The sequence below is a fragment of the Thiococcus pfennigii genome (assembly GCF_016583835.1).
GTDB classification, from domain to species: domain Bacteria; phylum Pseudomonadota; class Gammaproteobacteria; order Chromatiales; family Chromatiaceae; genus Thiococcus; species Thiococcus pfennigii.
Genome location: NZ_NRRW01000008.1, coordinates 58,410 through 75,678, shown reverse-complemented (window position 1 = coordinate 75,678; position 17,269 = coordinate 58,410). Strand labels below are relative to the sequence as shown.

The 17,269-nt window shown below is 68.2% G+C and carries 13 protein-coding genes and 6 tRNA genes; 10 read left to right on the top strand and 9 right to left on the bottom strand.

Annotation, left to right across the window (positions count from 1 at the left end; genetic code table 11):
• Positions 1 to 2 precede the first annotated feature (2 nt).
• A complete protein-coding gene (locus tag CKO41_RS04485) occupies positions 3 to 554 on the bottom strand; it encodes a hypothetical protein (protein ID WP_242463949.1) in 552 nt (183 codons plus the stop codon).
• A gap of 319 nt (positions 555 to 873) precedes the next feature.
• Here CKO41_RS04485 and idi point away from each other — a divergent pair, with 319 nt between their 5' ends.
• The gene (idi, locus tag CKO41_RS04480; RefSeq protein WP_200249591.1) at positions 874 to 1,440 is read left to right on the top strand and encodes an isopentenyl-diphosphate Delta-isomerase; all 567 of its coding nucleotides are present in this window, start codon (positions 874 to 876) and stop codon (positions 1,438 to 1,440) included.
• A 57-nt stretch (positions 1,441 to 1,497) separates the two neighbouring features.
• Positions 1,498 to 1,573 (top strand) — tRNA-Lys (locus CKO41_RS04475).
• A gap of 894 nt (positions 1,574 to 2,467) precedes the next feature.
• Here CKO41_RS04475 and CKO41_RS04470 read toward each other — a convergent pair.
• The 7 genes from CKO41_RS04470 to CKO41_RS04440 form a co-directional block, all read right to left on the bottom strand.
• Positions 2,468 to 2,542: transfer RNA gene (locus CKO41_RS04470), tRNA-Val, on the bottom strand.
• 17 nt (positions 2,543 to 2,559) lie between these two features.
• Positions 2,560 to 3,513, bottom strand: coding sequence for an alpha/beta fold hydrolase (locus CKO41_RS04465; RefSeq protein ID WP_200381367.1), 954 nt, complete (start codon positions 3,511 to 3,513; stop codon positions 2,560 to 2,562).
• Positions 3,503 to 4,954, bottom strand: a complete 1,452-nt coding sequence (gene pyk, locus CKO41_RS04460) for a pyruvate kinase (protein ID WP_200381366.1) — start codon at positions 4,952 to 4,954, stop codon at positions 3,503 to 3,505. The genes CKO41_RS04465 and pyk overlap by 11 nt, the downstream gene beginning before the upstream one ends.
• Before the next feature lie 68 nt (positions 4,955 to 5,022).
• Positions 5,023 to 5,643, bottom strand: a complete 621-nt coding sequence (locus CKO41_RS04455) for a flavin reductase family protein (protein ID WP_200249520.1) — start codon at positions 5,641 to 5,643, stop codon at positions 5,023 to 5,025.
• Positions 5,644 to 5,934: 291 nt separating this feature from the next.
• Entirely contained in the window at positions 5,935 to 8,355 is a 2,421-nt protein-coding gene (gene lon, locus CKO41_RS04450) for an endopeptidase La (protein ID WP_200381365.1), read from the bottom strand.
• A gap of 76 nt (positions 8,356 to 8,431) precedes the next feature.
• Positions 8,432 to 9,226 (bottom strand): 16S rRNA (adenine(1518)-N(6)/adenine(1519)-N(6))-dimethyltransferase RsmA, encoded by a 795-nt coding sequence (rsmA, locus tag CKO41_RS04445; RefSeq protein WP_200381364.1) that lies wholly within the window; start codon positions 9,224 to 9,226, stop codon positions 8,432 to 8,434.
• Positions 9,227 to 9,566: 340 nt separating this feature from the next.
• Positions 9,567 to 10,514, bottom strand: coding sequence for an AEC family transporter (locus CKO41_RS04440; RefSeq protein ID WP_200381363.1), 948 nt, complete (start codon positions 10,512 to 10,514; stop codon positions 9,567 to 9,569).
• 796 nt (positions 10,515 to 11,310) lie between these two features.
• Here CKO41_RS04440 and CKO41_RS04435 point away from each other — a divergent pair.
• Positions 11,311 to 12,645, top strand: a complete 1,335-nt coding sequence (locus CKO41_RS04435; protein ID WP_200255279.1) for an OmpP1/FadL family transporter — start codon at positions 11,311 to 11,313, stop codon at positions 12,643 to 12,645.
• A 44-nt stretch (positions 12,646 to 12,689) separates the two neighbouring features.
• Here CKO41_RS04435 and CKO41_RS04430 read toward each other — a convergent pair whose 3' ends face one another.
• Complete coding sequence (locus tag CKO41_RS04430) at positions 12,690 to 14,027, bottom strand: UDP-glucose dehydrogenase family protein (RefSeq protein ID WP_200255277.1); 1,338 nt, start codon at positions 14,025 to 14,027, stop codon at positions 12,690 to 12,692.
• A gap of 534 nt (positions 14,028 to 14,561) precedes the next feature.
• Between CKO41_RS04430 and CKO41_RS04425 the strand changes: the two genes are divergently transcribed.
• From CKO41_RS04425 to nusG, 7 genes are all read left to right on the top strand, one after another.
• Positions 14,562 to 14,646: transfer RNA gene (locus tag CKO41_RS04425), tRNA-Tyr, on the top strand.
• A gap of 29 nt (positions 14,647 to 14,675) precedes the next feature.
• Positions 14,676 to 14,749 (top strand) — tRNA-Gly (locus CKO41_RS04420).
• A 20-nt stretch (positions 14,750 to 14,769) separates the two neighbouring features.
• Positions 14,770 to 14,845, top strand: a tRNA-Thr gene (locus tag CKO41_RS04415).
• Positions 14,846 to 14,905: 60 nt separating this feature from the next.
• Positions 14,906 to 16,096, top strand: a complete 1,191-nt coding sequence (gene tuf, locus CKO41_RS04410; protein ID WP_200255275.1) for an elongation factor Tu — start codon at positions 14,906 to 14,908, stop codon at positions 16,094 to 16,096.
• Between the two features lie 59 nt (positions 16,097 to 16,155).
• Positions 16,156 to 16,231, top strand: a tRNA-Trp gene (locus CKO41_RS04405).
• 37 nt (positions 16,232 to 16,268) lie between these two features.
• On the top strand, positions 16,269 to 16,646 hold the full coding sequence (gene secE / locus CKO41_RS04400) for a preprotein translocase subunit SecE (protein WP_200253117.1): 378 nt from the start codon (positions 16,269 to 16,271) through the stop codon (positions 16,644 to 16,646).
• A 1-nt stretch (position 16,647) separates the two neighbouring features.
• Positions 16,648 to 17,181: a transcription termination/antitermination protein NusG gene (nusG, locus tag CKO41_RS04395; RefSeq protein ID WP_200253119.1), complete on the top strand. Its 534-nt coding sequence runs from the start codon at positions 16,648 to 16,650 to the stop codon at positions 17,179 to 17,181.
• Positions 17,182 to 17,269 lie beyond the last annotated feature (88 nt).

Genomic DNA, 17,269 nt, shown 5'->3' with positions numbered 1-17,269 from the left:
GGTCAGGCGACCTCCGGCGGATGGGAGAAGTCCTTCGACGTGAAGGCCAGCACGGAATAGACCACGGTCGCGGCGATGCCCCAGATCAGGCCGACGCAGACGCCGGCATCGATGATCCCGCGCCAGGGTTGGGCGACGTGCTGGACCCCGACGATCAACGCGATGATCATCAGGGTCAGCGTGAAGCTCGCGATGCGCCGGCGCCGCGTGGCATCGAAGTAGCCCATGCAGAACAAGGGCGCCAGCAGCACGCGGGACCAGGTCGGGTGCTCGTAGAGATAGCGGCAGCGGGCGCCGAAGCGCGGCGAGAAGGACCTCTGGAAGCCGTGGTAGCCCTCGGCATAGGCCATGAACGCGACGAAGCCCGTCAGCGCCAGCCAGTGCGGCCAGATGAGCGGGCCGCCGAGGGCGTCCAGCGCGAACGGCACCAGGCGGAAGACGGCGAAGCCAAGCAAGAGCCCAAGGCCAGTGACCGCCCAGATGACGCCGAAGATCGCGTACATTCGCCCTCCGATGTTGATAGCCTCGACGACCAGCGGGGTGGCCCGGATCATCCGGTCGTAAGTCCTGCCGCCGCGCGGACCGCGCAGGTTGGACCGCGCGACGAGGGATTCGATCGGGCGGCGCGAGTCGCGAAAAGTTTACCATCGACCCCTTCGCCTGCGGTACCTGGCCAAAGCCGTGTCGTCGGTAGGGAATTCAATGGGATAACATCGCATGCAACGATGGGCGGCGGCGCGGATCGGTCGATTCGCCTGCTCGCGCCTGGGGCGGTGTCCTTGTTTCGCCGGCATTTTCTGGATAATGTCGAGTTGCGGGCGCGGCCATCGCGGCCTGGGCGCCAACGGCGGACGTGCGGGGGATGAGCGAGTGATGGGTGCAAATCAGAGAGTGTCGTTCGACGACGAACCCTTGATCCTGGTCGACGAGCGCGACAACGTCGTCGGCCACGACAGCAAGGTCCGCGTACATCGCGGCGCCGGCATCCTGCATCGCGCCTTCTCCATCTTCATCGTCAGCGAAGGCGGCAAGGTCCTGCTCCAGCAGCGCAGCCGCGAGAAGCCCCTGTGGCCGTTGTATTGGTCGAACAGCTGTTGCAGTCACCCCCGCCAGGGCGAGGAGGATCTCGCGGCCGCCCACCGGCGGCTGCGCGAAGAGCTTGGCCTCGACACCGAACTCACCTTCGTCTATCGCTTCCAGTACCAGGCCCAGTTCGACGAGCGGGGTGCCGAGCACGAACTCTGCTCCGTCTACGTGGGCCGACTGGCCGACGAGGTCGAGATCGACGTCAACCCGACCGAGGTCGCCGCCTGGCGCTGGCTCGAGGGCGCCGAGGTCGATCGGCTGATCGCCGCCGACGCCGAGCCCCTGACCCCCTGGTTCGTCATGGAATGGACCCGGCTGCGCCGCGACTACCCGCACCTGCTGCCGCCCGCCTAGGCGCGCGTCATGCCGGTTCAAATGCCGGGCGGGTTTCCGTATACTGCACTGCCTATCGCGCCCTTAGCTCAGTTGGTAGAGCATCTGACTTTTAATCAGGTGGTCGTGCGTTCGAGTCGCACAGGGCGCACCAGTTTAGGAACGATTCAGGAACGAGCGGTACGACCCGGCCGCCGATGTCGGGTCAGTCAGGGGTAGCCCGACAGACGCACCGGTCGTTCTTGAACAGGTACTTGTCGAGGGCATCGACGTCCTCGGCCGTCTTCGCATACCCACGTGGCGTGGGGCCGTGGCGATGCCGCGCCTGCTTCGCGCGATGGGTTCGGGCTCAGGACCAGGCCCGGGCATTGCCCCCTCATTCGCGCCGATGCGTCCTCTCTCAAGCCTTCGCCGCGCCGTCCTGCTGTTCGTTGTCATTCCGCTACTGAGGGTGACCATCGCGCACGGCGCGGCTCGGGCTGCGTGCCCGTGCGCACCAGGGGACCCGACAGCGGCAGGATGACATCGAGCTCGTCGCCCGCTCGATCCGTCTCCCGATCGCCGTGGCGATCATGGATACGATGCGGGTGGTTGGTCCGTCCGGGGCGGCCAATGGTCGCCGCAGCCCATCGCGGGATCGCCGACGCGAGGACGCCGGCGGTCACATCTGCGCCACCACCCGAGGGCGTTCGCGTCAATGGCCGAGGCCAGGGCAGGCTGTCGTCAGGGGATGGGGATTCGCGAACGCATGGGCCCGGCAGCCGAATCGAACGCCGAGCACCGACTGCCGGCCGTCAGATGCTCCGGCGGGCACCATGGATGCGCGGGCGGATTCACACCAGAACCATCGCGTGCAGCACCCGCTCGCCCCCAGCGGCCAGCGAGCGGCCGGCGGCTGAGATCTGCGGCTCACGGAACGAAGCGGATGCGCGCGATCGGCAAGACCGCATGGGGCCCATCGACAGAGCGTTGCGCACGGCGGGTCACAGTGGGCGTCACGCGAGTCCTCGAAAGGTTCGAGGAACGATGGTCACGGGCATGAAAAGTATGGTGGGCGCGGCTGGGTTCGAACCAGCGACCCCTGCCGTGTGAAGGCAGTGCTCTCCCGCTGAGCTACGCGCCCGGATGGGAGGACGAATTCTAGGGGCTGGCGGGCCGGCCGTCAATTTCCGGCGTCGCCGGCCGTGGTGGCGCCGCGGCGGCGCGTTCGATGAGCCGGGTGAGGATGGTCTCGGCCTGTTGCACCGGCAGCGAGAAGTGGCCCTCGCCCGGTAGGATGTGGGGCGTGCAGCGGCGCAGATGGCCCGCGTACCAACGGGCGTGGGCGACCGGCACCGTCCCGTCGATCTCGCCGTGCCAGAGGTCGATCGGCAGGTCGATGTCGGCGATGTCGAAGCCCCAGGGCTGAGTGTAGAGCCGGATGTCGCGGCGGGCGCCGCGCGCGCCGCGGCCGAGGGCGTCGCGCAGGCTGGTGTTCATGATGGTGCGGATCCGCGGCTCGGCGAGGAGGTCGCGATCGATGGGCGGGGCGGCGGCGTCGCGGATCCGCTCGATCAGGGTCGGCCAGCGGGCCAGCAGGTCCGAGACCGGTGGGCCATAGACGAGCCGGCCCAGGCGCGGCGCCCGGCGCACGAGTTGGAGCGCGGCGCGTGCCGGTCCGGGCATCGCGGCGAGGACCTCGGTGCGGTAGACGGGGCCGAGCGGGCAGACGAGCGTGCAGGTGGTGAACCGCTCCGGGATGCGGGCGGCGCAGGCGAGCGCGAACGGGCCGCCGCCGGAGACGCCGACCAGGGCCGTGCGCGCGAGGCCGAGCCGATCGAGCACGGCGGCGCAGTCGTCGGCCCAGTCGAGGAGCGTCCGTTCGGGGCAGGCGTCCGAGCCGCCGTAGCCGGGCCGGTCGAGGGTGATGAGGCGTACGCCGAGCCGTCGCGCGGCGGGCTCCAGCAGGCGCGCCTCGCGGTGCGAGCTTGGGAAGCCGTGGCAGTAGAGGACGGGCGGGCCGTCCTTGCCGCCGTACTCGGCGTAGGCGAGGCGGCGCCCGTCGGCGAGGCGCAGGTGCTGCGGGGCCGGGGTGCTGGGCGTCTCAGTGTCCATGGTGCGTGTCGCGGTGCCGGCCGAGGTCGAGGATCTCCAGGCGGTGGTTGCCGCGCGGGTTCTCGGCCGAGGGTCCCTGGGTCAGCAGGACCAGGCCGTCGCGGATGCCCTGGGTCGCGAGCCAGGTGCGGGCGAAGTCCGACCAGTCGGCCCGGTCGACGTCGACGGCGACGGGCAGGACGCCGTAGGAGAAGGTCAGGGCCTGGCAGGTCGATTCGTTGGGGCTCAGCGCGATGATCCAGACCGGCAGCCGGGAGCGGGCGACGTTGCGGGCCGTGTCGCCGCTGCGGGTCGGCACCAGGACGGCGTTGAAGACGCTGCGGGCGATCATGTGGTGGACGCTCTCGGCGATCAGGTCGACGGCGCGCGGCGCCTGGTCGGCGTGCTCCTCGCCCATCAGGGTGCGGAACGGGGGGCGCGGTCGGCTCGGCTCGACGGCGGCGGCGATACCGGCGAGCATCGCGATCGACTCGACCGGGTAGCGTCCCATTGCCGACTCCGCCGAGAGCATGACGCAGTCGGTGCCATCGAGGATCGCGTTGGCCACGTCGGTCGCCTCGGCGCGGGTTGGGCGGCGCACCGCGACCATGGATTCGAGCATCTGGGTGGCCGTGATCACGGGTTTGCCGGCCCGGTTGGCCTTGGCCATGATGCGCTTCTGGGTCACCGCGATCTCCTCGATCGGGATCTCCACGCCCAGGTCGCCGCGTGCCACCATCAGGCCATCGCTCGCGGCGAGGATGTCGTCGAGGTGCTCCAGGGCGGTGGCCCGTTCGATCTTGGCGATGATGAAGGGCGTGTAGTCGAGCGCATTGGCGGCGCGGCGCAGGGCGACGATGTCCTCGGCCGAGGCGACGAAGGACTGGCTGACCGCGTCGAGGCGGTGCTCGGCGGCGAACGCGAGCCAGGCGCGGTCGTTGTCGGTGAAGGCGCAGATGCCCAGATCGATGCCGGGCAGGTTGAGCCCCTTGCGCGAGCGCAGTTCGCCGCCGACCCGCACGCTGCACCGGACCTCGTTGCCGGAGACCTCGATCACCTTGAGCAGGATGAAGCCGTCGTTGACGAACAGGCGATCGCCTGGCCGGACCGCCTTCGGCAGGCCCGGGAAGCCGACGCTGAGGCGCCGCCCGGTGCCGGGGACCTCCTCGGTCGTCAGGGTCAGGGTCTCGTCGCGCACGAGCTCGATGGGCTCCTCGGCGAGGTCGCCGATGCGCATCTTGGGGCCGGGCAGGTCGCCCATGATGGCGACGCGTCGGCCGGTATCGGCGGCGGCCTCGCGCAGCCGTGCGATCAGGGTCGCGTGATAGGCCTCGTCACCGTGCGAGAAGTTGAGGCGGGCGACGTCGAGTCCGGCGCGCAGCATCGCGCGCAGGGTCTCGGGCGCGTCCGAGGCCGGGCCGATCGTCGCGACGATCTTGGTCTTGTGGCGGGGGAACTGCATCTGGGCGGTACTTCCTCGTTGTGGGGGGCGGTCCGGGTGTCGGCACCTTATCGGGGTCGATGTCGGCGTCAGGGGCGCGCGCTGCGCGCCCGCCAGCGGTGGATCGCCTCGGCGTCGATCTCGCCGTCGCGGGCGTAGAGGCGTTCGAGCCGCGCGCGCCGCTCGGGCGGCGCGGCGCGGTAGAGGCCGCCGGCCGTCAGCGGCGCGGCTCGGCTCGTCGCGCTGCCGGCGGTGACGGCGGCGAGGTAGAGGGTCCGGTCGCCGGTGTCGGTGCGTGTCTCGACGCGGCAGTCGAGCCAGGCCAGGGCCTCGGGCAGGCGCGGCTGGCCCGACGGTGTCGTGTCGCGCGCGAGGCCGGCGAACTTGTCGGTCTGGTGGCCGCTCTGCAGGCCGAAGCGCCAGACCAGCTCGAGCTGATCCGGGGAGAGCAGGTGCAGCGCGAAGCCGCCGCTCGCCTCGATCAGCCCCCAGGTATGGTGGTGCTTGGCGATGCCGGCGATCATCCGCGGCAGACTCGGCACGATCGAGGCGCGGGCGACGAAGGTCGCGACCAGGCCGCCGCGCGTGGCGCCGTCGGCGGCGGTGACGAGCCACAGCGGCGGGTCGTAGAGGTCGTGCACCGCGCCGATCGCGGCTTGGATGTCCGGATCCAGGTCGTCGGGTGGCTGGCACGCGATCGGGCTCGGCATGGTGTCGCTCGCAGGGTCTGGGCGTCGTGGGTCGGGGTCGCTCTTAGTGGCGACTCGAAAACAACCGCCGCATCTTCTGTTGAACTAAGAAACACGCGAAACACGCGAAAAGCAGAATATACGCGGGAGAATCTGCTGTTTTTTCGCGCATTTCGTAGTTTCTTGTCTTCCTCGTCCTTGTATCGGTTGTTTCCGCGCCGTTCCTTACCGTCCGTTCGGGTGCGAAGCATCGCACGAGGAGATGACGAACGCACGGCGCCCCGGCCGCGACGGCGCGGCCGGGGCGTGGCGTCACCCCTTCTCGCCGCGGAACAACCTGGGCACGAGGTCCTCGAAGCAGGTGGCGAAGTGGATCGTCAGGCCCTTGCGGATGTGCTCGGGGACCTCGTCGAACTCGCCGGCGTTGTCGGCCGGCAGGATGATCTCCTTGATGCCGGCGCGCCGCGCGGCGATGAGCTTCTCACGGATGCCGCCGACCGGGAAGACCTCGCCGGTGAGCGTGATCTCGCCGGTCATCGCGATGCGCCGTACCGGCTGGTTGCGGGCCAGCGACAGGAGCGCCGAGGCCATCGTCACGCCAGCCGACGGGCCGTCCTTGCGCGTCGCCCCGGCCGGTACGTGCAGATGGATGAAGGCCTTCTCGAAGAACTCCGGGTCGGCGCCGAGGGCCGCGGCCCGGCTGACGACATAGCCGTAGGCGATGTCGGCCGATTCCTTCATGACGTCGCCGAGCTGGCCGGTGAGCTTGTAGCCGCGCCCGAGCGTGTGGATGCGCACCGCCTCGATCGACAGGGTCGCCCCGCCCATCGCGGTCCACGCGAGGCCCGTGACGACGCCGGGGCCCGAGAGCTTGCGCTCGTCGCGGAACACCGGGCTGCCGAGGTAGTCCTTGAGGTCGGCGGGGCCGACCTGGATCGGCACGGGTGCGTCTTCGAGCAGCTTGACGGCGCCCTTGCGCACGATCTTGCCGAGCTGCTTCTCCAGCCGACGCACGCCGGCGTCGCGGGCATAGCCCTCGATCAGCGCGCGCAGCGTTGCGACATTGACCTTGATCGCGTCGCGCGCCAGCCCGGCCCGGGCGATCTGGCGCGGCAGCAGGTAGCGCCGGGCGATCTGGAGCTTCTCCTCGGCGATGTAGCCCGAGAGCTGGATCACCTCCATGCGGTCGAGGAGCGGCCCGGGGATGGTGTCGGTCTGGTTCGCGGTGCAGACGAAGAGGACCTTCGAGAGGTCGAAGCGCAGGTCGAGGTAGTGGTCGAGGAAGTCGACGTTCTGCTCGGGGTCGAGGACCTCGAGCAGGGCCGAGGCCGGGTCGCCGCGGTAGGAGGCGCCGATCTTGTCGATCTCGTCGAGCATGATGACGGGGTTGGCGGTGCCGGCGTCCTTGACCGCCTGGATGAACTTGCCCGGCATCGCGCCGATGTAGGTACGCCGGTGGCCCTTGATCTCGGCCTCGTCGCGGATGCCGCCGACCGAGAAGCGGTAGAAGCGTCGCCCGAGGGTGTCGGCGATCGAGCGGCCGATCGAGGTCTTGCCGACGCCGGGCGGACCGACCAGCAGGACGATGGCCCCGGCGATCTCGCCCTTGTGGATGCCGACGGCGAGGAATTCGAGGATGCGCGTCTTGACGTCCTCGAGGCCGTAGTGGTCGCGATCCAGGATGCGCCGCGCCCGTTTCAGGTCGAGCTTGTCTTTCGAGTGCTTGCCCCAGGGCAATAGCGTGATCCAGTCGAGGTAGTTGCGGGTCACCGAGTACTCCGGCGAGCCGGTCTCGAGGATCGCCATCTTCTCCAGCTCCTCGTCGACCCGCTTTTGGGCCTCCTCGGTCAGGGTCAGCGCCTTCATGCGCTCCCTGAACTTGTCGATCTCGGCGGTGCGGTCGTCCTTGGCGATGCCGAGCTCCTTCTGGATGACCTTGAGCTGCTCGCGCAGGAAGAACTCGCGCTGCTGCTTCTGCATCCGTTCCTCGACGGTGCGGCGGATCTTCTGCTGGGCGCGGGCCAGCTCCAGCTCGTTGTTGAGGACGACGAGCACCTTCTCCATCCGCGGCAGCAGCGGGACGGTCTCGAGCACCTCCTGGAGCTGCTCCTTCGTCGAGGTGGTGAGGCTCGCTGCGAAGTCGGCCAGGTGGGAGGGGTCCTCGGGGCCGAAGCGGTCGAGGAACATCTTGAGTTCCTCGACATAGAGCGGATTGAGCGGCAGCAGCTCCTTGATCGTGTTGATGACGGCCATCGCGTAGGCCTTGACCTGGTCGTCGGGCCGTCCGCTCGGCTCCGGCAGGTAGTCGACGCAGGCGGCGAACGGCGGTCGGTTCGCGACCCACTTCCGGAGGCGAAAGCGTTGCAGGCACTCGACGAGGACCTGCATGTGGCCCTTCTGCTCGTGGACGCGGTGCACACGACAGGCCGTGCCGATCCTGTAGAAGTCGCTCGGCGTCGCCTCCTCGGCCGTCTCGCAGCCGACCAGGACGACGCCGAGGATCTTGTGCTCGGTCTCGCCGACGGCCTTCAGCGTCTCGCTCCAGTGCGCGGCATCCATCAGCAGCGGCACGGCCTGGCCGGGGAAGAAGGGGCGCGAGGCGACCGGGAGCAGGTGGATCAGGGCCGGCAGGACCGCCTTGGCCGGTGTCAGGCCGACCTCGGACTCGTTCAGGTCGTCGTCTTCTTGCGCGTCCGCTTCCAGGTGCTCGTGCAGGCTATCGTTGTCGCTCATCGTCGCTCGTGTTCCTCTGAAGCCTCGGCGGTCGCGCCCGGCGACCGCCTTTAACCCTTATCGAATGTAGTCAATTTCAGGGTAACGGCGACAGGTTGCAAGCGGTGTTGGCCAGCCTGATGAAGGTCGCCACCGGGAGTTCCTCGGCCCGTTGCGCCGGGTCGACGCCGCAGTCGGCGAGGAGCTCGATCGGGATCAGGCCCTTGAGGCTGTTGCGCAGGGTTTTGCGCCGCTGCGAGAAGGCCTGGGCGACGAGCCGCGCGAGCCGCGCCGGGTCGCGGATCGGGTGCGGCAGGGGCCGGTAGGGGACCAGGCGCAGGAAGGCGGACTCGACCTTCGGCGCCGGGGTGAAGGCACCCGGGCCGATCCTGACCAGGGTCTCGGCCCGGCAATAGGCCTGGACCATGACCGACAGCCGCCCGTAGGCCTTGCCGCCCGGTGCGGCCGCGATCCGCTCGACGACCTCGCGTTGCAGCATCAGATGCATATCGGCGAGGCAGTCGGCCTGCTCGATGAAGCGGAACAGGAGCGGGGTCGAGATGTTGTAGGGCAGGTTGCCGATCAGCCGCAGCCGCCTCCCCTCGGTGGCCAGCGCGCAGAGGTCGAAGGCCAGCGCGTCGGCGTTGTGGATGCGCAGGCTGCCGAGGTCGCCGAGATCCTGGGCGAGGGGCGCGATCAGGTCGCGATCGAGTTCGACGACGTCGAGCTCGCCGACCGCCTCGAGCAGCCCGCGCGTCAGGGCGCCGCGCCCCGGACCGATCTCGACGAGGCGCTCGCCGGGGCGCGGGGCGACGGCCGCGAGGAGGCGGCGGATCGTCCCCGGGTCGTGCAGGAAGTTCTGGCCGAAGCGTTTGCGGGGGCGGTGATCCATCGGCCTAGTACCTCGTTCCACCTCATTTTGCCTTCTCAGAGCCCCCAAACGCGGCGAGACAAGGCGCCGCCCGCCGGGAATAGCCATTCTATGTCCAAGGGCGGCAACGCCGAATCGCCGCGTTCGGGGGGGCTCCCTTCGGGCGAGACGGGAAGCAGCCGTCTGCGTTGTTGCGCGAGCTTGAAATAGAACGGGCTATTCCTGCGCTCGCGCGCCTAGCATCCGGCCGCTTCTCGTCTCGCTGAGGCGGCAGAATGAGGTGGAACGAGGTACTAGAGTAGCGCCCGGCGGCGTCGGCCGCCAGGCGCCGCGATGGCCGGGGGCCGATCCTGCCCCGGTGCTACCCCGGCGGCGCGACCCCGAAGGCCCAGAGGCCGAAGTTCAGCGTGACGAACGACAGCGCGGTCGTGACCAGCAGGGCCGCTGCGGCCCGCTCGCCGTGGCCGTAGCGGTAGGCGAGCAGCGGGAAGATGGTGACCATCGGCAGCCCGGCGAGGATCAGGGCTGCGGCGCTGAGGGTCGGATCCAAGGCCGGGGCCAGGGTCAGCATCAGGAGGACCGCCGCCGGGTGGATGAGCAGCTTGCCGGCGGCGATCGTCGCGGCCTCGCCGAGCCCTTCGCGGATCCGCTGTCCGGCGAGCGTCCCGCCGATCGCGAAGAGGGCCACCGCAGCGGCGGACCCGGCCAGCAGGTCGATCGTGCGGGCGACCAAGGCCGGCAGCTGCACGCTGAGGCCAGAGCAGACCAGTCCCGCGGCGATGCCCCAGAGGATCGGGTTCTTGACGACCAAAAGGCTGACCTTGCCGAGCGTCTCGCCCAGTCCGTGGTCGCCGCGGTGGCGATGGAGTTCGGCCAGGATCAGGGTCAGCGGCAGGATCACCAGCACCTCGGTCATGATCGCCATGGCCACGGCCCCGAGCGCCTGGCTGCCGAGGATCTGCGAGATCAGGGCATAGCCGATGTAGCCGCTGTTCGACATCGAGATGCCCAGGCCGAAGAAGGCATTGTCGAGGGGGCTGGTGCGGCGCAGGGCGGCGGCTGCGGCGATGCCGACCGCGAAGGCGAGCAGCGAGCCGCCGACATAGACGAGCAGGAAGCCGGGGACGATGAGGGCCTCGAGCGGCTGCTTGGCCAGCGCATTGAAGAGCAGCGCCGGCAGTGCGAAGAAGAGGACGTAGCGCGCCATGGCGGTGAGTCCCTCGCGCGGGATCCAGCCCGTCCGCACCGCGGTGAAACCGAGGATGATCAGCAGGAAGATCGGTGAGGTGATGGAGACGATGGCGAGCAAGGGGTGCGTTCCTGGCGGGGCCGAGCGGGGAGGGGCCAAGCGCGCGATCCTCGCGAGGGGCCCGGGTCCCTGTCAAGCCGATGGCCGGTGGGGCGCTGCCCGCTCGCTCGAGGTCCATCAAAGAAGGTGCAGCCCTCCCACAGTGTGCGTTGGATGCGACCGGGGTCGCTCGGGACGGTGAGAACCAGCGAGACACGCGACAGGCGCGCCACTCGGCCCCGTGGACATCCTGTTCGAGGCGCAGGGCCTTCGGCCAGCCGCTCGGTCTGGTGATCGATGACGGCCGTAACCCGAAAGATCGAGCGCGCACGCCCGGTCGGGCAGCCCCTTTCGCGTGTCTCGGGCATTTCGTGGTTTCGACTGCAGCGCTCGATTCAGGGCACGTTGAAAATTGCCCGGATGGCAATTTTTCAAGGTTCCCTTCAGGGAGGGCAAAAAAAGAAACCCCGTTGCCTGGGGAAGGGCAACGGGGCAAGGCATTCCCCGGCTGGGGCGGCCGGGAAACGGGGGCCGCGCAGGGAGGGGGAGAATGCGCGACCCCACATCGGCAACCGTCAACTACTCAGAGCGTTGCCGTACGGAAAAGTTCAGCGTCCTCGTCGGTCTCTTTTCGGCGCCGATCTGCGAGCGGCGACGGGCGCATCGACCCGTGCCAGCGTCCGAGGCCTGTTCGGGTGGCCGGCGGAATCCCCCGAAATAGAACGGTTTGACAGTCCGTAGACGGTGGGACACCATCGCCACCAGAAGGGTCCGCCAGAGACATCCGACTTACCACTAACCAATGGGGGACGCGGTGATGAATTCAACGATGCGGCGGGCGCTGGTCGTGGCCTCAGCGGTGGCGGCGGCCCCCGGGGCGGCGGAGGCGACCAACGGCTATTTCTCCCACGGTTGGGGCACCAAGTCGAAGGCGATGGCCGGTGTCGCGACGGCCCTGCCTCAGGACACCCTGGCGACCGCCGTCAACCCGGCCGGCATGGCCTTCGTTGGCGATGGCCTGGATCTCGGGGTCTCCTTCTTCAGCCCGAGCGACCGCGGCTACACGGCCAACGACGATTTCGTCTCGGGCAATCCGCTGCTCTCCTCGGTGACCCCGGGGACCTACACGAGCAGCCTCGATTGGTTCGTGATCCCGAGCTTCGGCTACAACCGGGTGCTGAACGAGCGGATGACGCTCGGCATCGCCGTCTTCGCCAACGGCGGCATGAACACCGAGTACGAGGACCGGCCGGTCTGGGAGAACTTCACGTTGCCGATCGATCCGAAGGGCACCCTGACCGCGACGACGCCGACCGGCGTGAACCTCGAGCAGCTCTTCGTCGAGGTCCCCTTCAGCTACAAGCTCAACGCGCGGCATGCGATCGGCATCGCGCCCGTGTTCGCCGTGCAACGCTTCGAGGCCAATGGCCTGGAGCCCTTCCGGGCGGCCTCGCTGCACCCCGACAGCGTCACCAACAACGGCCACGACTGGTCCTACGGGGGCGGCATACACATCGGTTGGCTCGGCCGGCCGACCGATCGACTCTCCCTCGGCGCCTCCTATCGCAGCCGGCTGTGGATGACCGAGTTCGACGAGTACAAGGGGCTGTTCGCCGACGGGGGCGACTTCGACGTCCCAGCGATGCTCAATCTGGGCCTCGCCTTCGAGGCCACGCCGACCCTGACCCTCGCCTTCGACTATCAGCGCATCTTCTACAGCGACATCAAGGCCATCGCCAATCCGAACGATATCGCGATCCAGTCCTGCTTCATCCCCTGGGCCAAGTCCGACATCTGTCTCGGCGGCCAGGCGGGGCTGGGCTTCGGCTGGGAGGACATGGACGTCTTCAAGTTGGGCGCGAGCTGGGATTACGATGCCGCCTGGACCTTCCGCGGCGGCGTCAGCTATGCGAGCGAGTTCGCTCCGAGCGGGCAGGCGTTGTTCAACGTGCTCGCGCCGGCGACCATCCGTTGGCACTTCACGCTGGGGGCGACCTATCGTCACAGCGCCAAGGACGAGTTCAATTTCTCCTTCGCCTACATGCCCGAGGAGGAGCTCGAGGGGCAGAACCCGCGGATCACCGGCAGTCAGACCGGCAGCGTCTTCATGGAGCAGCGCGACATCGAGCTCAGCTGGACCCACCGTTTCTGACCGGCCGCGGCCAGGGGTCGCGACCCCTGGCCGCGGGAACCGCGTCAGCTCGGGGTGCGCGGCGCGCGCCCGATCGAGAAGTAGGTCAGGCCGGCGGCCACCGCCTGCTTGGAGTCGAGGACGTTGCGCCCGTCGAAGAGGACCGGCTCCTTCAGGAGCCGCCGGAGCTCGGCGAAGTCCGGGCTGCGGAACTGGGTCCATTCGGTCACGATCACGAGGGCGTCGGCCCCCTCGACCGCGGCCATCGCGTCGTCGGTCAGCGTCAGGTCGGGGCGCTCGCCATAGAGACGGCGCGCCTCGTCCATCGCGACCGGATCGAAGGCCTGCACCCGGGCGCCGGCCTGCCACAGGGCCTCCATCAGCCGCCGGCTGGAGGCCTCGCGCATGTCATCCGTGTTGGGCTTGAAGGACAGGCCCCAGAGCGCGACCGTGCGCCCGGCGAGCTGGCCCTCGAAGTAGGCATCGAGCTTCTTGAAGAGGACCCCCTTCTGGCGCTCGTTGACGGCCTCGACGGCGTTGAGCAGTTCGGCGTCGCACCCGATCGCGCGCGCCGAATGGGCGAGGGCGCGCACGTCCTTCGGGAAGCACGAGCCGCCGTAGCCGCAGCCCGGGTAGATGAACTGGTAGCCGATGCGCGGGTCCGAGCCGATACCCACGCGCACGCGTTCGATGTCGGCGCCGAGCGCCTCGGCGATGTTCGACAGCTCGTTCATGAAGCTGATCTTGGTCGCCAGCAGGGCGTTGGCGGCGTACTTGGTCAGCTCCGCCGAGCGCACGTCCATCAGCATCAGCCGGTCGTGGCTGCGGTTGAATGGGGCGTAGAGGGCGCGCAGCAACTCGCCGGTGCGGGGGTTGTCGGTGCCGACGACGATGCGGTCGGGGCGCATGAAGTCCTCGATCGCGGCCCCCTCCTTGAGGAATTCCGGATTCGAGACGACATCGAACTCGACCTCGACGCCGCGCCCGGCGAGGCTCGCGCGGACCTGCTCGGCGACGCGGTCGGCGGTGCCGACCGGTACCGTCGACTTGTCGACGATGATGCGGTACTCGTCCATCTGCTCGCCGATCGTCTTGGCGACGGCGAGCACGTGTTTGAGGTCGGCCGAGCCGTCTTCGTCCGGTGGGGTGCCGACGGCGATGAACTGGAACAGCCCGTGCTTCACACCAGCGGCCGCATCCGTGGTGAAGGCGATCCGTCCTGCCTCGCGGTTCGACTTCAGCAGTTCCTCGAGGCCCGGCTCGTAGATGGGCACGCCGCCGCCCTCGAGGAGGGCGACCTTCTCCGGATCGACGTCCACGCAGAGGACCTGGTTGCCGACCTCGGCCAGGCAGGCCCCGGTCACGAGGCCGACATAGCCGCTACCAAAAATCGTGATCTTCATTCCGTTCTCCGAGCGCCAGTAGATACGCCTCGCCGCGGCGGGACCCTCGCCCGCCGTGGCGCATCGCGCAGATCCGCGTAAAGGTACCCAATCGAGCCGGCTGCTACGACCCGCGTGCGGCGGCCGGGGCGAGGGCTACGTCCGCGTCGCCGGGCCACGGTCGTGGGCGTGCGTGTCGGATCCGTGACGGCCCCGGGGCGGACGGATCCCCCATCGGTCGTGCATACTAGTGCAAGGCCGCCAAATTTCCGAGGCCGCACGCTGCGGTCCGCAACCCTCGCGTGGTAGGAGCCCGCTGGCAGGCGATGTGCGCGCGACTTGGTCGCCCGCCAGTGGGCTCCTGCGGCGCTCGGATCCTGGGGTGGCATGACAGACCGGCCTCGGCATTTCTGAAGCGAGACGCCGGCGGCTCGACCGGACCCGGAGGTGGCGCCCAGCGGGTGCGGTCTGGCCGATGTGTGGCGCCTGTATGGGATCGGAAAAAATCGGCGTTGACGTGCGGGGGCGTCCCGTCTAGACTACCGCGCTCTGCTTGGAGGGGTTCCCGAGCGGTCAAAGGGATCAGACTGTAAATCTGACGGCTCAGCCTTCGGAGGTTCGAATCCTCCCCCCTCCACCAAATTCCAGGACGTCGAAAAGCGGGTCCAGGCGGGTGTAGTTCAATGGTAGAACCTCAGCCTTCCAAGCTGATGGTGTGGGTTCGATTCCCATCACCCGCTCCATCGGGTTGTCGGCATGCTTCGCCCATGTAGCTCAGTTGGTAGAGCACACCCTTGGTAAGGGTGAGGTCATCGGTTCAATTCCGATCATGGGCTCCAAACATCAAGCGGATCGCGCTCGCGCACACGGGTTGATCGTCATCTTGCGGAGGTCTTGTCATGTCCAAAGGAAAATTCGAGAGAAAGAAGCCGCACGTCAATGTTGGGACGATTGGGCACGTTGACCATGGCAAGACGACGCTGACGGCGGCGATCACGCTGCACCAGGCGAAGAAGTTCGGTGGCGAGGCGCGGGCGTACGACCAGATCGACAATGCGCCGGAGGAGCGCGAGCGTGGTATCACGATCGCGACGGCGCACGTGGAATACGAGAGCGACAAGCGTCACTACGCGCACGTGGACTGCCCTGGTCACGCCGACTACGTGAAGAACATGATCACGGGTGCGGCGCAGATGGACGGTGCGATCCTGGTGGTGTCGGCGGCCGATGGTCCGATGCCGCAGACGCGCGAGCACATCCTGCTGGCGCGGCAGGTGGGCGTGCCCTACATCGTCGTGTTCTTGAACAAGGCGGACATGGTGGACGACCCGGAGCTGCTGGAGCTGGTGGAGATGGAGGTGCGCGAGCTGCTCGACAGCTACGGCTTCCCTGGCGACGACACGCCGATCATCACGGGCTCGGCGCTCAAGGCGCTGGAGGGAGACGAGAGCGAGATCGGCGGTGCGGCGATCGACAAGCTGATGGAGGCGCTCGACAGCTACATTCCGGAGCCGGAGCGTGCGATCGACGGTGCGTTCCTGATGCCGATCGAGGACGTCTTCTCGATCTCGGGTCGCGGCACGGTGGTGACGGGTCGTGTCGAGCGTGGCGTGGTGAAGGTCGGTGAAGAGGTGGCGATCGTCGGGATCCGCGACACCACGAAGACGACCTGCACGGGCGTGGAGATGTTCCGCAAGCTGCTCGATCAGGGGCAGGCGGGGGACAACATCGGTGTGCTGCTGCGCGGCACGAAGCGCGACGACGTGGAGCGTGGTCAGGTGCTGGCGAAGCCTGGGACGATCACGCCGCACACGCACTTCGAGGCCGAGGTGTACGTGCTGAGCAAGGAAGAGGGCGGGCGTCACACGCCGTTCTTCAACGGGTATCGGCCGCAGTTCTACTTCCGCACGACGGACGTGACGGGTGCCTGCGAGCTGCCCGAGGGCGTGGAGATGGTGATGCCTGGGGACAACGTGCGCATGACGGTGAAGCTGATTGCGCCGATCGCGATGGAAGAGGGCCTGCGCTTCGCGGTGCGCGAGGGTGGCCGTACCGTCGGCGCCGGCGTCGTCTCCAAGGTCATCGAGTAGTCCCGTTCGATAGACGCCGTCGGCGCGGCTGCGCCCGGCGGCGTTGCAAGCAAGTTTTTAGGCCAGTAGCTCAATTGGCAGAGCAGCGGTCTCCAAAACCGCAGGTTGGGGGTTCGAGTCCCTCCTGGCCTGCCAAACACATCAATGCCACCCCGGCGAAGACGATTTCACGATGAATGCACGTGCTGAAGCTTCGGGCGGCCGCCTGGATACGATCAAGCTGGCGGTCGCGGGGGCGTTGCTGGCAGGGGGTATCTTTGCCTTCTACTTCTTCGCCGACTATTCGACCCTGTTGCGCGTCATCGGCCTGCTCGTGATCGGCGGCGGCGCCGCGGTCATCGCGCTGCGCACGGCGCAAGGTCGGCGGTTGTGGCAGTTCATCGGCGATTCCCGTACCGAGGTCCGCAAGGTCGTCTGGCCGACCCGGCAGGAGACGATCCAGACGACGCTCGTCGTCATGGCGATGGTCCTGGTCCTCGGTATCATCCTGTGGCTGTTCGATTCCGTCCTGATGGCCCTCGTGCGCTTCCTGGTCGGCCGTGGGGGCTGACGTGAGCAAGCGCTGGTACGTCATTCACGCCTATTCCGGTTTCGAATCCCAGGTCAAGCGCTCGCTCGAGGAGCGGGTCCGTCGGGCCGGCATGGAGGATCTGTTCGGCCCGATCCTCGTCCCGACCGAAGAGGTCGTGGAGATGCGCGCGGGTCAGCAGCGCAAGAGCGAGCGCAAATTCTTCCCAGGCTACGTCCTCGTCAACATGGAGCTCACCGACGACACCTGGCACCTCGTCAAGAGCGTGCCCAAGGTCATGGGCTTCATCGGCGGGACCGGCGATCGGCCGGCGCCGATCCCGGAGAAGCAGGCGGAGGCCATCCTGCAGCGCGTCCAGGAGGGCGTCGAGAAGCCGCGGCCCAAGGTGCTCTACGAGCCCGGCGAGGTGGTGCGGGTCATCGACGGTCCCTTTACCGACTTCAACGGCGTCGTCGAAGATGTCGACTACGAGAAGAGCCGCGTGAAGGTCTCGGTCCTGATCTTCGGGCGCGCGACACCGGTCGATCTGGAGTTCGGTCAGGTCGAAAAGGGATAAGGCAAGCGCCTTCTGGGTCCGAGGTGGCCCGAGACCAGGATAGAGTCCCCAAGCATTTCCGAGACGGGTGTCATACGCCGAGCGAGTC

Bases quoted from the DNA above. Each gene is read 5' to 3' on its own strand.
- CKO41_RS04485 (WP_242463949.1), bottom strand. From the start codon at position 554: ATGATCCGGGCCACCCCGCTGGTCGTCGAGGCTATCAACATCGGAGGG.
- idi (WP_200249591.1), top strand. From the start codon at position 874: ATGGGTGCAAATCAGAGAGTGTCGTTCGACGACGAACCCTTGATCCTG.
- CKO41_RS04465 (WP_200381367.1), bottom strand. From the start codon at position 3,513: ATGGACACTGAGACGCCCAGCACCCCGGCCCCGCAGCACCTGCGCCTC.
- pyk (WP_200381366.1), bottom strand. From the start codon at position 4,954: ATGCAGTTCCCCCGCCACAAGACCAAGATCGTCGCGACGATCGGCCCG.
- CKO41_RS04455 (WP_200249520.1), bottom strand. From the start codon at position 5,643: ATGCCGAGCCCGATCGCGTGCCAGCCACCCGACGACCTGGATCCGGAC.
- lon (WP_200381365.1), bottom strand. From the start codon at position 8,355: ATGAGCGACAACGATAGCCTGCACGAGCACCTGGAAGCGGACGCGCAA.
- rsmA (WP_200381364.1), bottom strand. From the start codon at position 9,226: ATGGATCACCGCCCCCGCAAACGCTTCGGCCAGAACTTCCTGCACGAC.
- CKO41_RS04435 (WP_200255279.1), top strand. From the start codon at position 11,311: ATGAATTCAACGATGCGGCGGGCGCTGGTCGTGGCCTCAGCGGTGGCG.
- CKO41_RS04430 (WP_200255277.1), bottom strand. From the start codon at position 14,027: ATGAAGATCACGATTTTTGGTAGCGGCTATGTCGGCCTCGTGACCGGG.
- tuf (WP_200255275.1), top strand. From the start codon at position 14,906: ATGTCCAAAGGAAAATTCGAGAGAAAGAAGCCGCACGTCAATGTTGGG.
- secE (WP_200253117.1), top strand. From the start codon at position 16,269: ATGAATGCACGTGCTGAAGCTTCGGGCGGCCGCCTGGATACGATCAAG.